Below are 14,675 nucleotides of genomic sequence, written 5' to 3'. Positions count from 1 at the left end.
GAGCCGTCTCGTCAGCGAACGCCGACCAGTTCCCGCGCACCCAACGCGGCGACGGCGTCGCAGGCCGCCGACTCCGGGATCACCGTGTACACCACCAGCAGCTGATCCTGGTCGCCCGGCAAAGCCAATGTCTCGTAACCGAATTCGATCCGGCCGACCACCGGATGCTGGATCAGCCTGCGGCCGTGCGGATTGCCCGCGGAGGTGTGGATCGACCAGATGCGGTGGAACACCGGGTTGTCGGCGGTGAGTTCGTCGATGAGCGAGGTCAGCCTGCGATCGCGCGGGCAGCGGTCCACCTGGCGACGGAGATAGGCGGCGGTCTCCGCGGCAACCGGTTCCCAGTCGGGATAGAAGACGCCGGCCGCGGGGTTCAGCACCGTGAAGCGGGCCAGATTGCGTTCGGAGTCGGTGACCGCGTCGAAACCGAAGACCTTGTCGCCCATGTCGTTCCAGGCCAGCACTTCCATGTGGCGCCCGAGCACGAACGCGGGCGTCGTGATCGAGCCGAGGAGCAGCCGGGTGCCGGGGCGAACGGTCGGGGCGTAGTTGTAGTCGGGGTCGGCGGGACGGACCAGGATGTAGAAGTGGTCGCGCTCGGCGGCGTCGAGACGCAGGGCGCGGGCAACGGAGTCGAGCACCGAATCGGGGAAATCCTCGTCGCGCCCCCGCTCCAACCGGGTGTAGTAGTCCACGCTCATTCCGGCCAGTTGCGCCACTTCCTCGCGACGCAATCCGACCATCCTGCGGCGACCGTATTCGCTCAGTCCGACGGCGGCGGGTTGGATGCGGGCGCGCCGGGTGCGAAGGAACTCGCCGAGAGCGGGTGACGACATGGCAGCCAGCGTAGAAGGTAGCGGCCGGTACGCGTGCATCGCATCATGCGAAGGGAATTTGTTCGGTCGGTTAACGAGGTGCGTCGGGGCGGCGAAATACCAGGGACAACAAGTCGAGGGAGGACGTCCATGTTGATCCGATCCGCACTCACCGTTCTGTCCGGAGCCGCGCTGGCCGCCGGTTTCCTGGCCGCGGGGCCGGCCGCGGCGCAGTCGGGACTCGGTGATCACACACCGGTCGACCCCGTCGAGTACCAGGTTCCCGAACCCGAATACGCGGGCAGCGTCTTCTTCACCACCCCCGACGGACGGCACTGCGCCATCTACTGGAACAACGGCCCGGCCGGGTGTGACGCGGTCCCGATCGACGCGCCCGCGGGCACCGACCAGCTCCGGGCCGGGATCCTCGAACCGGCGCATTTCGTCGACGCCGACAGCCCGATCTTCACCCACCCGGCCGCGAAGGTGCTCCCCGAAGGCCACCGGATCACGCGGGAGAACACCACCTGCGGCGTCGGCTACCAGGGGACGGTGAGCTGCGAGGTCGGCGAGCACGGCTTCACCCTGTCGGCCACCTACAGCGTGCTGCGCTGACGCGCCTTCAGCAGCTCGATCACCGCGGTGATGCTGTGCGGCCGTGCCCCGCGGTGACCGCACGCTCCAACAGCTCGTGCATCGGGGCGTGCCAGGACAGGTGCGCGAAGCGCGCGAATTCCCGTGCTCGGTAGGGTGTTCCGCTGTTCAGGGTGATGAGGTCGCGACCCGCCGGCGCGTCGACGCCGAGCAGGCTCTCGCGCGTGGCGGCGAAGGTGGTGAGGCCGCGAAGTCGATCGGCCGACCCACTGAACCGAGTCTCGATTCGGGTCCGCACGCGGACAAGTACGCACTTGCGCCATCCGTTGCGCACCGGTAGGTAAGCGACCAGGTCACGGGTTACCAGGCATGACGGCGCTGTGCCAGGTGTCACCGGAGGGGAACCGGGGCCCGGATTTATGAACGTTGCCAATGCGAAGACGAGGATGCCTGTCGCTCGCGCGGCGCAGTCGTAGAGTCTGGGTATGCCGGAGGCCGAGATGACCGAATTGGTGCAGCGCAGTGTCGAGGAAGCGCTGCTCGGTGGGCAGCGCCGATATACGCGCACGCAGGTGGCCGAGCAGTCGGGAGTGCCGGAGTCGGAGTCGCGGCGGCTGTGGACGGCGCTGGGGTTTCCGGCCAATGAGGACGACCAGGTCGACTTCACGCAGATCGACATCACGGCGGTCACCAACTTCCGGAGCATGAAAGTTGTTGCTGCGTCCGATATCCGGCAGCAGGCCGCGGCTGCGCGGACGATCGGCCAGGGTATGGCGCGGCTGGCGGAGTGGCAGGCCGACCTGGTGCTGGCCGAGATCAAGGCGCGCGCCGCCGCGGCCGATCCCGCGATCCCGCTGGCGGAACGGGTGAGTGCCGCAACGGAATCCACCATGGCGAGCATCGACCAGTTGCAGTCGTATGTGTGGCGCAGGCACCTGGCGGCCGCGGTCGCCAGGTCGAGCGAGGCGCAGGGCGAAGGTTCGATGCGGACGCTGGCGGTGGGATTCGCCGACATGGTCGGCTTCACCCGGCTCACCAGGCACCTACATCCCGACGAATTGTCCACGCTCCTCGAAGCTTTCGAGTCGACCACCACCTCGGCGATCACCGACAACGGCGGCTGGGTGATCAAGAACGTCGGCGACGAGGTGATGTTCGCCGCCGAGACCGCGGCCGCCGCCGCCCGCATCGCGCTGGCCATCCAGGAGTCGACCATGCTCGTCGGCGGCACCCCGGAACTGCGCGTGGCCTTCGCTTACGGCGAGGTATTGCAACGCTTCGGCGACCTCTACGGCTCGGTGGTCAATATCGCCGCCCGCCTCACCGGCGTCGCCCGACCGGGCAACATCCTCATCGACGACGCAGCGGCCTCGGCACTCGACGACAACCCCGAGTTCGCCATCCGCCACCTGCGCAGCGTCCGCGTTCGCGGTTTCAACCGCCTGCGCCCCCACCGCCTGCGGCAGGCATGATCGCGACGTGCGGAATTCCGGCGTGGCGGCCCGCTGACCAGCCGTCGAGCGGAGCCGGCACACCGTTGCCTAGGGTGTTGTAGTGGACTTGGATTGGCGCAGCGTGCGCGAGGACTACACGGTGTTCGCCGATGACGCGGTGCTCGCGCTGAACAAGCCGTCGGGGATCTCGGTGACCGGGGAGCGACACGACACCGATCTGGTGGAGTTGGCGCAGGCGGCGGGGACGCAGCTGTATCCGGTGCATCGGATCGACAAGGTGACCTCCGGACTGGTGCTGCTGGCTACCGACCTGGCCGCGCACGGACCGTTGACCAGGCAGTTCAACAATCAGACCGCGCGCAAGGCATACCTGGCGATCGTGTCGGGCGCCGATCTGCCCGATCGCGGCGAGATCGATCTGCCGTTGAGTGTGGGGCGCAAGAACCGGGTGCGGATCGCGGCGCCACGAGAGGCGATCCAGCGCGAGGGCGACCGGTGGTTCGTCGACGAGGCGGACCTGCTGCCCGCGAAGAACTATCCGTCGCGCACCTTGTTCAGCACCGTCGCCCGGCACGGCGATCGCGCACTGCTCGCCTTACAGCCGGTGACCGGGCGTCGCCATCAGATTCGCGTGCAGCTGGCCTGGATCGGCCACCCGATCCTGGGCGACCCGCTGTTCGACCGCACGGCTGCCCTCCCCCGGACCCACCTGCACTCCTGGAAACTCGGCCTCGCCGCCGACTGGCTGACCCCACCGATCCTCGACCTCGAGGCCACTCCCGGCCCCGACTTCTGGGAGCCGGTGACGCGCGACCCCGACGAGGCCGCGCGACTTCTCGACACCGCGCGGCAGCTCACCGCCGGCTGACCTCGAACCGGCGGCCACCGGGTGCTATTCCACGAGTCGCCAGTCGCTGTCACCCGCGTTGCGGGCGGTCACCTCGATCGTGGCCGAGTCGCCCTGCGCGTCGACCGCCGTACAGGTGAAGGTGCTGCCGACCTCGACGATCTTCAGTCCCTGCCCGCAGTCCACCGTCACCGGAAAGCCCACCTGGCTCGCGACATCGGTGGCGAGTCCGTTCGCGGTCGCGGCGAGGTCGAACACGACGTCACGGGTCGTGAACTTCACCGCGCCCTCGTCGTCTTCGACCTTCACATCGACGCGCACATCGTTGCCGCCCAGGTCGGCGACACAGACGAAGGTGTCGCCTGCCTTCGGATCGTCGGCCAGTCGTGGACATTTGACCGAGGAGACCTTGCGCGACATCGACGCGTAGGCGTTGTCCAGCTCCGTGGTGATGTTCTTCTCCAGCGCCTCGTAATCCGGGCCGCCGATCGAGATCGATGCGTTGCACCCGAATAGCGCGAGCGTGAACGGAATCGACAAGGCACTCAGTACAACCCGCGTACGGGAACGACGCACAGCATCAGCGTTGGACACGTAGACAAAGTTACGCAACATCGAGCCGCGAACCTACAGGAATGCTCGCCAGGGTTTTCCGCTAGTACATCGGCACGCGACGCACGCCGGAACCGCCGGATCCATGGGCGTGAAAGGTGACACAGACCACCGAACAGGTTTTCGCCCGTGGTACGGCTCATGAAGACGAATAAACGCAGGTCATCTAGCCTGGAGAGGTGCCGATGAGTCATACCGGCGCACTCTGACGCAACGGAGCGATCCCAGAGAAGAAAGCGACTGCCGATGATCCTGGCGGCTCAGCTCAGCGATACCCACTTCGACCTCAGCGCGCGCAACACCGAACGGGTGGAAGCGGTGATGGGCTACCTGGCGGACCTGCCACGCAGGCCCGACGTCATCCTCGTGACCGGTGACATCACCGATTCCGGCACGCCGGAGCAGTACGCGCAAGCACGCCTTGCCCTGCAAGCGGACATCCCCGTGTACCTGCTGCCCGGTAACCACGACGACCGCGCGAACTTTCGCACCGCGCTGCTGGGCGAGCCCGCCTCGACCACTCCCGTCAACAGCGTCCACCGCGTCGGGGCGCTCACCGTCATCATGCTCGACTCCAGCATCCCCGGTGAATCCGCGGGGCTGCTGGGCGAGGACACCTTCGACTGGCTGCGCGCGACGCTCGCCGAGGCGCCGGACGGACCGATCCTGGTGGCCCTGCACCATCCGCCCAAGCGCGTGTTCAGTCCCGTGGTCGATGTCATCGCGCTCGCCGATCCCGGCCGACTGGCCGCCGTGGTGGCGGGCGATCCACGCATCGTCGGCATTCTCACCGGCCACGCCCACTCCCCCATCGCGACGATCTTCGCGGGCAAACCCATGATCACCTGTCCCAGTACCGCTTCCGTTCTCGGCGGTGAATGGGAAGTGACGCCACCTCACCGCGTCATGGACTACGCACCCGATCCGGCTATCGCTCTCCACGTCATCGACGAGAACTTCGGCCTGACAACACATTTCCGCACCGTCGCGATGGGCGGCTGGCTGTCGCAGCCCCCATCCGACTAGCCCGCGGCCGCCCGCAGCAACTCCATCGTCCGGGTGACGACCGGGTTGTACGACTCGGAGTCCTTGATGTGCGCGCAGATCGTGCGACGCGGAGTCGGGTTGGTCAGCTCCAGCGCGTGAGAACCGGGCGGCAGGTCCGTGGCGCCGAGGCGGGGGACGACGGTGATGCCGACACCGCGCGCCACGAATCGAAGGGCGGACGGGTAGTCGGTGGTCTCCACCACGAATCGGGGGGTGAAACCCGCTGCGGCGCAAGCGTTCAGCATTGCCTGCCGACAGGGGCCGTGGCTGGTGTCGTTGTCGATCCAGCGGTATTGCTCGAGTTCGGCGACGTCGACGGTGGTGCGTGTCGCGAGTTCGTGGTCGGCCGGGACCACGGCCACGTAGGGCTCGGTCATCAGGTCGCGGTGGGTGTAGCCGGAGATCTGGGCCGGTTTGCCCAAGCGCACCGTGAGCGCGATGTCGGGACGGTTGCCCGACACCGCGGCCAGTTCGTCGACGATGCGCAGGCGAACCCTGGTGTCGGGGAATTCGTGGGTGAGGGTGGCGACCACGTCGGGCATCCAGTTGGTGCCCGCCGAGCTGAACGAGTTGATCGTGATCCGGGTGGCCTTGCCCGCGCGCAGGTCCGACACCGTCGACCCGAGCGCGGTCAACTCGTCGAGCACCTTGGCGGCCTCCCCGGCGATCACCCGCCCCGCCGGGGTCGGCACCACGCCGCGACCGACCCGTTCCAGCAGCTGCAAGCCGGTCTCGCGCTGGAGCGCGGTCAGGTGCTGGGAGATCGCCGACGGCGAGTAACCCAGCGTCGAGGCCGCCGCGGCCACCGAGCCGGTCGCGACCACGGATCGGAAGATCATCAAGCGGTGCGTGTCGATCATGGGCAATTCCTCGATTCAGTTCTACTGAATATTAGATGGCGAATACCCGCTTGTGCTTACCTCTCCACGGGTCCACCGTAGAGGCATGAAGTCACGCCTGCCCGCTCTCGCCCTGGTCGCCGTGATGCTCGCCTGGGCATCGTCGTTCGTGATCATCCGCGGCATCGCGCCCTACGTCTCGCCCGCGGCGATGGCCTCCGGGCGGCTGCTCGTCGGCGCTGTCGTGCTGGTGCTGGTGCTGGCGTTTCGCGGCGGCCGGATGCCGCGCGGCACGGCGCTGTGGCTCACGATGGCTTACGGCGCACTGTGGTTCGGGCTCTACACGGTGCTGGTGAACGCCGCCGAACAGCATCTCGACGCGGGCACCACCGCCCTGCTGGTGAATATCGCGCCCATCGTGGTCGCCGTGCTGGCCGGGTTGTTCCTGAACGAGGGCTTCCCGCCGCTGCTGGTCGTCGGCATCGCGGTCAGCTTCACCGGCGCCGCGATCATCGCGTTCACCGGACCGGGACAGCGCGACCGGATCGGCGTGCTGCTCGCGGTGGCGGCCGCCCTGCTCTACGGCATCAGCGTGGTGGCGCAAAAGCTGGTGCTGCGGTCCACCGACCCGCTGACCGCGACCGCCCTCGGCGCGGTCGCCGGAGCCGTGGTCCTTCTGCCATGGGCACCGAAAATGGCACACGAACTGGTCGAAGCCCCGCTCTCCGCCACCATCGGCGTCGTATACCTGGGCGTGGTCTCGACCGCCCTCGCCTTCCTGCTCTGGGCCTACGCCCTCGCCCACACCCCGGCGGGAGTCACCGCGTCCTCCAGCTACGCCGTTCCCGCCCTCGCCATCGTCATGTCCTGGATCTTCCTCGCCGAGGTCCCGACTCCCACCGCGCTCCTCGGCGGCACGCTGTGTCTGACCGGCGTCGCGATCGCACGCCTGCGGCCGAGCATGTTCCGTCGACGCCCACAGTCCGCCCCCGCGCACCAGGACGCCGCCGCCCCGGTGCTGCGGTAGCCGACACGCCTGCCGGCAACCCCACACAATCTCCACATCAGCCCCACACCCGCAGACACAACCCCCTGGCAGACTGGACACGTGAGAGACAAGCCCGTGGGTCTGCCCAGCGGTCCCCTGCGCCCGATCGAACTGGCGAGCGGCGCGGTGATGGCCGGACTCACCGTCGGCCTCATCACCGTCGGCTCACTCGTTCCCATGGCTGCCGCGTTGCAGCTCGTCGCGGCAGTGCCGTTGGGCCTGCTTTCCCAGCGATATCGGTTACGAGCACTGGTCACGGCGACTATCGCGGCAACGCTGGTCACCTTCGTGGCCGCCGGCGTGATGCCCGCGCTCGGCGTGATGGGCGCGGCCACCTTGGCGGGAATCATCGGAACGGTGAAGCGCCGAGGTGGCGGATTCCCCGCGGTGTTCGCGCTCGGAGTCGTCGCCAGCGTGGGCTGGGGTCTGTTCTCCGTCGGCAGTCTGCTGCTCTTCGCACGAACACGCGACCTGTTCTTCGACGCGATCCGCAACACCGCGAAGGGCATCGAGAATCTGGCGGGCCGGTCGCCCGCGCTGGAACCGCTCGGCCGGATGGCCGCCGAGGCCGTCGACGTGGTGCTGCGCTGGTGGTGGATCTATGTCGGCGCCACGGTGGCGCTCGGCGTGCTGGTCAGCACGGTGATCTCCTGGTTCGTGCTCGGGGCGGTACTCGATCGCCTCGCGTGGCTGCCGGGCAGCGATCGCCTCGACGCGCCGCTCGACGATCGGCCGGTCGGCCCGCTGCCGGTATCCCTGCACGGGGTCGGCTATCGGTACGAGGGCACCGACGTCGACGCGCTGGCCGACATCGACCTGACCATTCGTCCGGGCGAGTTCGTCGCCGTCGTCGGCCACAACGGCTCCGGCAAGTCGACCCTGACCCGGGTCCTGGCGGGCAGGCCGCCGACAACGGGTGCGGTGGATCGTCCTGGTTCGGCGGGCTTGGGCGCGATCGGCGGGACAGCGCTGGTCCTCCAGCGACCCGAGAGCCAAACCCTCGGCGTCTCGGTCGCCGACGATGTGGTGTGGGGGCTGTCGGCGGAGTCGGCCGCCCAGGTCGATGTCGACGCGCTCCTCGCCGAGGTCGGCCTCGCCGACATGGGCGCTCGTGAGACCGCCACCCTGTCCGGCGGCCAGCAACAGCGCCTCGCCGTGGCGGCCGCGCTCGCCCGCCGCCCGGCGCTGCTCATCGCCGACGAAGCCACCTCGATGATCGATCCCGACGGCCGTCGCGAGCTCGTCGCCCTCCTGGCCGAACTCCCGCGCCGACACGGCACCGCCGTGGTCCTGGTGACCCACCACGAAGCCGACGCGACCGCCGCCGACCGGGTGATCCACCTCGCGGACGGCCGCATGGTCGACCACCTCGCGAGCTGGCCTCACCCGGCTCGAGACCAGCGCCGCAGACCGATGGGCGCCCCCGTCCTCGAACTCGCCGACGTGCGCCACACCTACAACCGCGGCACGCCGTGGGAAGCGCCCGCCCTGCACGGGGTCGACCTGTCGGTCCACAAGGGCGAGGCGCTCCTGATCGTCGGCGGCAACGGGTCGGGCAAATCGACGCTCGCCTGGATCATCGCGGGACTGATCGCGCCCACCTCGGGACGCTGCGAACTGCGCGGCACCGCCGTCGGCAAGCAGGTCGGCGGGGTGGCGCTGGCCTTCCAGCATTCCCGGTTGCAACTCCAGAAGCAGACGGTCGGCGCGGAGATCGCCGACTGGGGCGGGCGGGCGACCGGATCCGGCGCGGTCGGGCAAGCGCTGGACGCGGTGGGTCTCGACCGCCGCCTCGCCGCCCGTTCGGTGGAAGAACTCAGTGGCGGGCAGGCCAAGCGGGTGGTCCTCGCCGCCATGGTGGCGAGCCGGCCGCAGGTTGTCGTCCTCGACGAACCGTTGGCGGGCCTGGATCCACAGGGTCGCGCCGAGATCGTGGAACTGCTTGCCCGGCTACGAGATTCGGGACTGACGTTGATCATCATCTCCCACGATGTCGCCGAGATGGCGATGGTGTGCGACCGCACGGTGCACCTGGACGGCGGCGTGGTGGTCTCGGCCGACGGCCACGCGATCCCGCGAACCGAACGCGCACTCGACAAGCCTGCCTTCGTGGCCGGTCTGCCCCTCGGCCGTCGCGGCGACGAGGGCGCGACGGCACACACCAGCGCACCGAAAGGCACGACCCCATGAGCACAGTGCTGCTGCGTGAAGTCCCGGTCGACAGCGTCGTGCACCGCCTGTGGGCAGGCACGAAGATGATCGCCGCGTTCCTGATCAGCCTGCTGCTGATGTTCCTGCCGTCCTGGCCGGTGCTCGGCGTGATCACGGCTTTCCTGGTGCTGATCTGGGTACTCGCGCGGCTGCCACTCGGCGCGATCCCCCGGCTGCCGTGGTGGTTCTGGGGACTGGTCGTGCTCGGCGCACTGATCAACGCACCGATCGGGATGAAGGCGGTGCTCGGCTACGCGCAGATCTTCGTCTTCGGACTGGTCCTGGTGGCCGCCTCGTTCCTGATCGCCTTCACCACGCCGATGGGCGAGATCGCCCCCGCCCTCGCGAAACTCGGTGCACCGCTGCGTAAGTTGCGACTGCCGGTCGACGAATGGGCCGTGGTCGTGGCACTCACCCTGCGCGGACTGCCGCTGCTGTTCGACGAGATCAGGGTGCTGCGCGCCGCACGCAGACTGCGCCCCAAGGACAACCTGATGCACCGCGCCGCCGACAACCCGCTCATCGACATCCTCACCGCGTGCATGGCGGTCTCGTCGCGGCGCGCGGGCGAACTCGGCGAGGCGATCACCGCCCGAGGCGGCACCGGCATGCTCACAGCGCATCCGAGCGCACCGCACCGCCGCGACGCCATCGCCCTCGCGGTCGTGGTCGTGGTCTGCGCGGGCGCCGTGGTGCTGAGCAACATCATCGGCTGAGCGCAATACCCCGAATTCACTGCCCCGAAACCCTGGTGCAGGCTATGGTTCGTCCAGAAATCGAGCTAGGCAGCTTCACGCGCCGGTCACGAAACTTTCTCGGGGGAAGTCACCACCATGGCGCTTGTTCGAGCACTCACACCTGATGAAATCCAGATGGGAAATGTTCACATGATCATCCGCAAAATCGCCGCGGCCGCTATTCCGGTGCTCGCAGCCGCGCTGGTGGGAACCGGGATCGCCGGGGCCGACCCGGTGACGCCGAACGTCGATTACCGCACCGAGGTTGTCGGCAACACCCTCATCACCACCCTCACCCACGGCACCTTCGTCGTCACCGGCGGTACGGTCGACATCCGCGACGAAGCAGGCGCCACCCTCGTGTCGATGCCGCTCTCGGTCCGCGACGGCAAGTTCGAGTACCCGCTGCCGCACGCGGTCCGCGACGACGGCCACGTACTCGAGCTGACCGCGGTGAAGGATGTCGCCGCGGCCAAGCCCAACCTCACGCCGGTCGCCTCGCCCGCCGAAAACTATGCGGCACAGGCAAACTTCGCGTCGACCTTCGGCCTGGCCACCGCCGTCGGCAGCTTCGTCGGCATGGGTCTGGGCGCGGTGATCGGCCTGATCGTCGGCGGTGTCCTCATCCCCGGCGTCGGGGCGATCCCGGGCTTCGTCACCGGCGCCAGCGTCGGCGGCATCATCGGCACGATCATTGTCGGTGGACCCGCGCTGGTCATCGCGGGCATGGATCTGATCAACACCCTCCAGGCACCGGCAGGTACCACGCAGTGGGCGCAGCAGACCAAATAGTCTGCGCCACAGTTCGATTCCTCCCTCGCACCGACGCCTACACTGGCGTCGGTGCGACAAGGAAACGGACTCGACATTCCCGATAGCCTCGGCGATCTGTGCGCGCCCGACCGGATGGCGCTGATCGTCTACGACATGCAGGTCGGGGTTCTCGGCCAGCTGCCCGACGGCCAGGAGATCACCGAACGCGTCGTGCGGGTGGTCGAAGCCGCGCGGCGCGGCGGCTATCCGGTGATCTTCCTCCGGCACTTCTTCCCGCCGCGGCGACTGACCGGCGTGTACGGAATGCGGCTGCTGATGAGCTGGCAGAATGCCGAATCCGTCGACGACGTGGCCTTCATTCTGCAACGCGATACGCCCTCGTTCGAGCTGGTGCCCGAACTGGTGCCGCGCGAAGACGAGTTGGTCTTCGACAAGATGTCGATGTCGGCCTTCGAGGGCACACCCCTCGCGACCCTGCTGCGTGATCTGCGGATCGGCTCCTACGCCATCGCCGGTGTCGCACTCGAAATCGGGATCGCGCCCACCGTGACCCACTCCACCGATCTGGGTTTCGTACCCGTGGTGATCGGTGACGCCTGCGGCGGCCGCGACAAGGAAGCGATGGCGCGCGCCTACGACGACTTCGCCTTCCAGGGCAATGCGCTGGTCACCGATGTCGACACGATCTCCGCCCTGATGACCGGAAACTGACGACCCGGCAATCTCTCAGCACTGGATTTTCGGCCGCCGCGGATCCGAGGGACGAGACGGAACGCCGAAGGCGCAGTATCGTCCCTCGGATTCGAGGCCCACAGGGCCGAAAATCCCGCGGCGCCAGCCGCCGAAAACTCAGTCGCGGATGGCGTTCTTGGCGGCATCCTGGGCGGAGTCGACCTGGCCGCTGAACTTGCCGCCGGTCTTCTCGTCGACCACGTCACCCGCCTTGTCGATGACGCCGTCGACCTTGTCCGCATGCTGGGCAGCCAGGTCCATCGCCTTGCCCGCCAGGTTCTTGAAATCCACCGCGCACTCCTCGTTGATTCGACACCGGGTACAACGCGATTACCGTAGCAACATCGCAGCTTTCGCGGGTGGGCATCATCGTGGCGAGCTCGTCACACCGTCCCATACGGGATGCCAGAGCCGTCCCGTGTCGGTCCACGCCTGGAAGCGGACAGTGCCGGTGAGCTCGGGGGTGACCCATTGCGCGTCGTGGCGTTCGTCGGCGGTCATCTCGTTGATGAACGGGGAACTCTCGCACCGCAGTCCGTCGAGCTCGGCGGCGATCCGACGCGACTGTTCGTCCCCGAAACCGGTACCCACCCGGCCGACGTAGACGAGGCCGTCTTCGTGCGGCATGCCGAGCAGCAGCGACTTGAACGGCCGTTTGTCGCTGCGCCGCCACCCGCCGACCACCACTTCGCGCGAGCGCCAGTTGCGCTGCTTGAGCCAGGTCTGGCTGCGTTTGCCCGGCTGGTACACCGATTCCAGCCGCTTGGCCACCACCCCTTCCTGCCCCTGCTCGCGACTGGCCTTCATCGCCTCGGCGCCCGAACCGTCCAGCAGCGCATCGACATTCATCGACGGCGACAATCTGCCCAGCGCCTCGAGCACCGCACGGCGGTCGGTGTACCTCTTGCGCAGCAGCGAGGTGCCGTCGAGGTAGAGCAGGTCGAAGGCGATGAACACCGCGCGGGCTGAATCAGCTTGCAACGCCGAGATGTCCGAGAGCCCGGCATCGTCGAGAACCACCGCTTCGCCGTCCAGGACCACCCGATGCCCGGCCAGTTCCTCGCCGAGGGCGGCCAGGCGCGGATATCGGGCGGTCACCGTGTTGCCCGCGCGGCTGCGGACGGTGACGGCGCCGTCGTGGATCTCGACGATCACCCGGAAGCCGTCCCACTTGGTTTCGAAGGCCCAGTCCGCGGCGGGCAGCGATTCGACATCGCCCGCGGTGGCCAGCATGGGCGACAATCCGCGCGGGAAACCGCTGTCCACCACGGGTTCTCGGCGGGTCTGGTCGCGCATGTAGTGCATCAGCCACTGGTCACCCTTGGTCTGGATGAGGGCGTAGCGGCCGGACACCCGCTCGCCGGCGAGTTCGACGATCACCTCGTCGGAGCGCCATTTCTCGGTGACATAGGTGCCCGAATCCCAGATCGTCATCTCCCCCGCACCGTATTCGCCCTGGGGGATGGTGCCGTGGAAGTGCAGGTATTCGAGGGGATGATCCTCGGTGCGCACCGCAAGGCGATTGTGTTTCGGCTCGGTCGGCGGACCTTTGGGCACCGCCCAGGAGGCGAGGACGCCGTCGTGCTCGAGCCGCACGTCCCAGTGCAGGCGGCGGGCGTGATGTTCCTGGATGACGAAGCGGTTGCCGGGGCCGGGCTCTGGTGTCGCCTCGGGGACGGGCTCGGGCGTCCGCTGCGGGTCGCGCATGCTGCGGTACTTGGTGAGCGAATCGTGGCGGGCAGTCGGCCGACCGGCCTCGGAGTCGGCGGGAAGCGGCGGATCGAGTTCGGCCAGCAGGTCGCCGTCGGCTTTCCAGCGGGCGAGCACCTCGTCGAAACGTAACTGGCGCAGCGTGTCCGGGTCTTCGATCTCGGACCAGGCGCGCGGGGCGGCGGCATTGGGTTCGGCGCGACCGCGCAGCGAATAGGGAGCGATGGTGGTCTTGGCTGCGTTGTTCTGGCTCCAGTCCAGAAACACCTTGCCCTTGCGGGCCACCTTCGCCATGGTCGCCGTCACCAGATCCGGGTGCAGCGCTTCGAGATTGGTGGCTACCTGCTTGGCGACAGTGGACGCGCCACGCGAACTCACCGGCCGATCCAGCGGCACATAGACGTGAATTCCCTTGCTACCACTGGTCACCGGGAATGCCCGCATGCCGATATCGGCGACCATGTCGCGCACGGCGAGCGCCACTCGCGCGCAGTCCGCCAGACCCGCGCCGGGGCCGGGGTCGAGATCGAACACGATCCTGGTGGCCGGGCCGCGCTCGTCCGCGTCGAAACGCCATTGCGGCACATGGATTTCCAGCGCCGCCTGCTGCGCGAGCCAGGCCATCCCGGCCTCGGAATCGATCAGCGGGTACACCACCCGGCGGCTGGAATGCTCGATCGCGGACCGCTGGATCCACGCGGGCGCGTGCTCGGGCAGATTCTTCTCGAAGAAATCGGCATGGTCGACCCCGTTCGGCCACCGCTTCCTGGTGACCGGACGGCCGACGAGATGGGGCAACGCCGCCTCGGTGATCGCCGAATAGTAGGCGATCACCTCGCCTTTCGTCGTGCCGGTCGCCGGGTACAGCACCTTGTCGAGGTTGCTGAGCTCAACCTCGATGTCCGGTTCTCCCGGAGCGCCCCGAAATTCCCGGCGGACCATCGACGCGATCGGACGGCGGGGACCGTCTACCGGTCCCCGCGCACCGAATCAGGCCTTGGGTCCCGGATCTGTCGGAGTGGGGCCGCCGGGGGCAGTGCCGGGACCTGCCTGCGGGGGCACGACCTTCTTGGCCGCGTCCTTGCCCTTCTCGATCTTGTCGCTGTACTTGCCCTTGGTTTTGTCATCGATGAAGGTGCCGGCCTTGTCGACCGCCTCATTGATCTTGTCGGCGTTCTGTTCGACCGCTACCTTGCCCTTACCGAGCAAGCCCTTCAAGGTATCCACGAGACTCATCTGTCGATGTTCCTTTCGC

16 protein-coding genes are annotated in these 14,675 nt (G+C 68.0%); 9 read left to right on the top strand and 7 right to left on the bottom strand.

The window, feature by feature from the left end; all coding sequences use genetic code 11:
• Window positions 1–11 precede the first annotated feature (11 nt).
• A complete protein-coding gene (locus ACFVJ5_RS13475; protein ID WP_379220234.1) occupies window positions 12–836 on the bottom strand; it encodes a helix-turn-helix transcriptional regulator in 825 nt (274 codons plus the stop codon).
• Window positions 837–965: 129 nt separating this feature from the next.
• Between ACFVJ5_RS13475 and ACFVJ5_RS13470 the strand changes: the two genes are divergently transcribed.
• On the top strand, window positions 966–1,430 hold the full coding sequence (locus ACFVJ5_RS13470) for a hypothetical protein (RefSeq protein WP_379220233.1): 465 nt from the start codon (window positions 966–968) through the stop codon (window positions 1,428–1,430).
• Window positions 1,431–1,449: 19 nt separating this feature from the next.
• Here the strand turns inward: ACFVJ5_RS13470 and ACFVJ5_RS13465 are convergent, their stop codons facing one another.
• Window positions 1,450–1,707 (bottom strand): hypothetical protein, encoded by a 258-nt coding sequence (locus tag ACFVJ5_RS13465; protein WP_379220232.1) that lies wholly within the window; start codon window positions 1,705–1,707, stop codon window positions 1,450–1,452.
• Between the two features lie 187 nt (window positions 1,708–1,894).
• On the opposite strand from ACFVJ5_RS13465, the gene ACFVJ5_RS13460 reads away from it, so the two are divergent.
• Together ACFVJ5_RS13460 and ACFVJ5_RS13455 are read left to right on the top strand one after the other, a co-directional pair.
• The gene (locus tag ACFVJ5_RS13460; protein ID WP_379220231.1) at window positions 1,895–2,881 is read left to right on the top strand and encodes an adenylate/guanylate cyclase domain-containing protein; all 987 of its coding nucleotides are present in this window, start codon (window positions 1,895–1,897) and stop codon (window positions 2,879–2,881) included.
• A gap of 82 nt (window positions 2,882–2,963) precedes the next feature.
• Window positions 2,964–3,731: an RluA family pseudouridine synthase gene (locus ACFVJ5_RS13455; RefSeq protein ID WP_379220230.1), complete on the top strand. Its 768-nt coding sequence runs from the start codon at window positions 2,964–2,966 to the stop codon at window positions 3,729–3,731.
• Between the two features lie 24 nt (window positions 3,732–3,755).
• Here the strand turns inward: ACFVJ5_RS13455 and ACFVJ5_RS13450 are convergent, their stop codons facing one another.
• On the bottom strand, window positions 3,756–4,250 hold the full coding sequence (locus tag ACFVJ5_RS13450) for a DUF4333 domain-containing protein (protein WP_379220229.1): 495 nt from the start codon (window positions 4,248–4,250) through the stop codon (window positions 3,756–3,758).
• A 318-nt stretch (window positions 4,251–4,568) separates the two neighbouring features.
• Here ACFVJ5_RS13450 and ACFVJ5_RS13445 point away from each other — a divergent pair, with 318 nt between their 5' ends.
• Window positions 4,569–5,348 carry a phosphodiesterase gene (locus tag ACFVJ5_RS13445; RefSeq protein ID WP_379220228.1) on the top strand — a complete coding sequence of 260 codons (780 nt, stop codon included), beginning with the start codon at window positions 4,569–4,571 and terminating at the stop codon, window positions 5,346–5,348.
• Here ACFVJ5_RS13445 and ACFVJ5_RS13440 read toward each other — a convergent pair.
• Window positions 5,345–6,229, bottom strand: coding sequence for a LysR family transcriptional regulator (locus ACFVJ5_RS13440; protein WP_379220227.1), 885 nt, complete (start codon window positions 6,227–6,229; stop codon window positions 5,345–5,347). The two genes, ACFVJ5_RS13445 and ACFVJ5_RS13440, sit on opposite strands and share 4 nt — an antisense overlap.
• Window positions 6,230–6,314: 85 nt before the next feature.
• Between ACFVJ5_RS13440 and ACFVJ5_RS13435 the strand changes: the two genes are divergently transcribed.
• The 5 genes from ACFVJ5_RS13435 to ACFVJ5_RS13415 all read left to right on the top strand — a co-directional run bounded on the left by ACFVJ5_RS13435 (window position 6,315) and on the right by ACFVJ5_RS13415 (window position 11,689).
• Complete coding sequence (locus tag ACFVJ5_RS13435; RefSeq protein WP_379220226.1) at window positions 6,315–7,235, top strand: DMT family transporter; 921 nt, start codon at window positions 6,315–6,317, stop codon at window positions 7,233–7,235.
• 150 nt (window positions 7,236–7,385) lie between these two features.
• The gene (locus ACFVJ5_RS13430) at window positions 7,386–9,446 is read left to right on the top strand and encodes an ABC transporter ATP-binding protein (protein WP_379220636.1); all 2,061 of its coding nucleotides are present in this window, start codon (window positions 7,386–7,388) and stop codon (window positions 9,444–9,446) included.
• Window positions 9,443–10,183 (top strand): energy-coupling factor transporter transmembrane component T family protein, encoded by a 741-nt coding sequence (locus ACFVJ5_RS13425; protein ID WP_379220225.1) that lies wholly within the window; start codon window positions 9,443–9,445, stop codon window positions 10,181–10,183. The genes ACFVJ5_RS13430 and ACFVJ5_RS13425 overlap by 4 nt, the downstream gene beginning before the upstream one ends.
• Before the next feature lie 171 nt (window positions 10,184–10,354).
• The gene (locus tag ACFVJ5_RS13420; RefSeq protein ID WP_379220224.1) at window positions 10,355–10,996 is read left to right on the top strand and encodes an ammonium transporter; all 642 of its coding nucleotides are present in this window, start codon (window positions 10,355–10,357) and stop codon (window positions 10,994–10,996) included.
• Window positions 10,997–11,047: 51 nt separating this feature from the next.
• A complete protein-coding gene (locus ACFVJ5_RS13415; protein ID WP_379220223.1) occupies window positions 11,048–11,689 on the top strand; it encodes a cysteine hydrolase family protein in 642 nt (213 codons plus the stop codon).
• 138 nt (window positions 11,690–11,827) lie between these two features.
• Here the strand turns inward: ACFVJ5_RS13415 and ACFVJ5_RS13410 are convergent, their stop codons facing one another.
• The 3 genes from ACFVJ5_RS13410 to ACFVJ5_RS13400 form a co-directional block, all read right to left on the bottom strand.
• The gene (locus ACFVJ5_RS13410) at window positions 11,828–12,001 is read right to left on the bottom strand and encodes an antitoxin (protein WP_101464487.1); all 174 of its coding nucleotides are present in this window, start codon (window positions 11,999–12,001) and stop codon (window positions 11,828–11,830) included.
• Between the two features lie 75 nt (window positions 12,002–12,076).
• Window positions 12,077–14,362, bottom strand: coding sequence for an ATP-dependent DNA ligase (locus ACFVJ5_RS13405; RefSeq protein WP_379220222.1), 2,286 nt, complete (start codon window positions 14,360–14,362; stop codon window positions 12,077–12,079).
• A gap of 48 nt (window positions 14,363–14,410) precedes the next feature.
• A complete protein-coding gene (locus ACFVJ5_RS13400) occupies window positions 14,411–14,656 on the bottom strand; it encodes an antitoxin (RefSeq protein ID WP_379220221.1) in 246 nt (81 codons plus the stop codon).
• Between the last annotated feature and the right edge of the window lie 19 nt (window positions 14,657–14,675).

Origin of the sequence: Nocardia sp. NPDC127606, assembly GCF_042671725.1 — a bacterium.
Lineage (GTDB): Bacteria > Actinomycetota > Actinomycetes > Mycobacteriales > Mycobacteriaceae > Nocardia.
The sequence above is the reverse complement of the archived record's forward strand: the minus strand, read 5'-3'. Positions and strand labels throughout refer to the sequence as shown.

What these genes read in the sequence shown, in the direction of transcription:
- ACFVJ5_RS13475 (WP_379220234.1), bottom strand. Translation starts at nt 836, where the DNA reads ATGTCGTCACCCGCTCTCGGCGAGTTCCTTCGCACCCGGCGCGCCCGC.
- ACFVJ5_RS13470 (WP_379220233.1), top strand. Translation starts at nt 966, where the DNA reads ATGTTGATCCGATCCGCACTCACCGTTCTGTCCGGAGCCGCGCTGGCC.
- ACFVJ5_RS13460 (WP_379220231.1), top strand. Translation starts at nt 1,895, where the DNA reads ATGCCGGAGGCCGAGATGACCGAATTGGTGCAGCGCAGTGTCGAGGAA.
- ACFVJ5_RS13445 (WP_379220228.1), top strand. Translation starts at nt 4,569, where the DNA reads ATGATCCTGGCGGCTCAGCTCAGCGATACCCACTTCGACCTCAGCGCG.
- ACFVJ5_RS13440 (WP_379220227.1), bottom strand. Translation starts at nt 6,229, where the DNA reads ATGATCGACACGCACCGCTTGATGATCTTCCGATCCGTGGTCGCGACC.
- ACFVJ5_RS13435 (WP_379220226.1), top strand. Translation starts at nt 6,315, where the DNA reads ATGAAGTCACGCCTGCCCGCTCTCGCCCTGGTCGCCGTGATGCTCGCC.
- ACFVJ5_RS13430 (WP_379220636.1), top strand. Translation starts at nt 7,386, where the DNA reads ATGGCCGGACTCACCGTCGGCCTCATCACCGTCGGCTCACTCGTTCCC.
- ACFVJ5_RS13425 (WP_379220225.1), top strand. Translation starts at nt 9,443, where the DNA reads ATGAGCACAGTGCTGCTGCGTGAAGTCCCGGTCGACAGCGTCGTGCAC.
- ACFVJ5_RS13420 (WP_379220224.1), top strand. Translation starts at nt 10,355, where the DNA reads ATGATCATCCGCAAAATCGCCGCGGCCGCTATTCCGGTGCTCGCAGCC.
- ACFVJ5_RS13405 (WP_379220222.1), bottom strand. Translation starts at nt 14,362, where the DNA reads ATGGTCCGCCGGGAATTTCGGGGCGCTCCGGGAGAACCGGACATCGAG.
- ACFVJ5_RS13400 (WP_379220221.1), bottom strand. Translation starts at nt 14,656, where the DNA reads ATGAGTCTCGTGGATACCTTGAAGGGCTTGCTCGGTAAGGGCAAGGTA.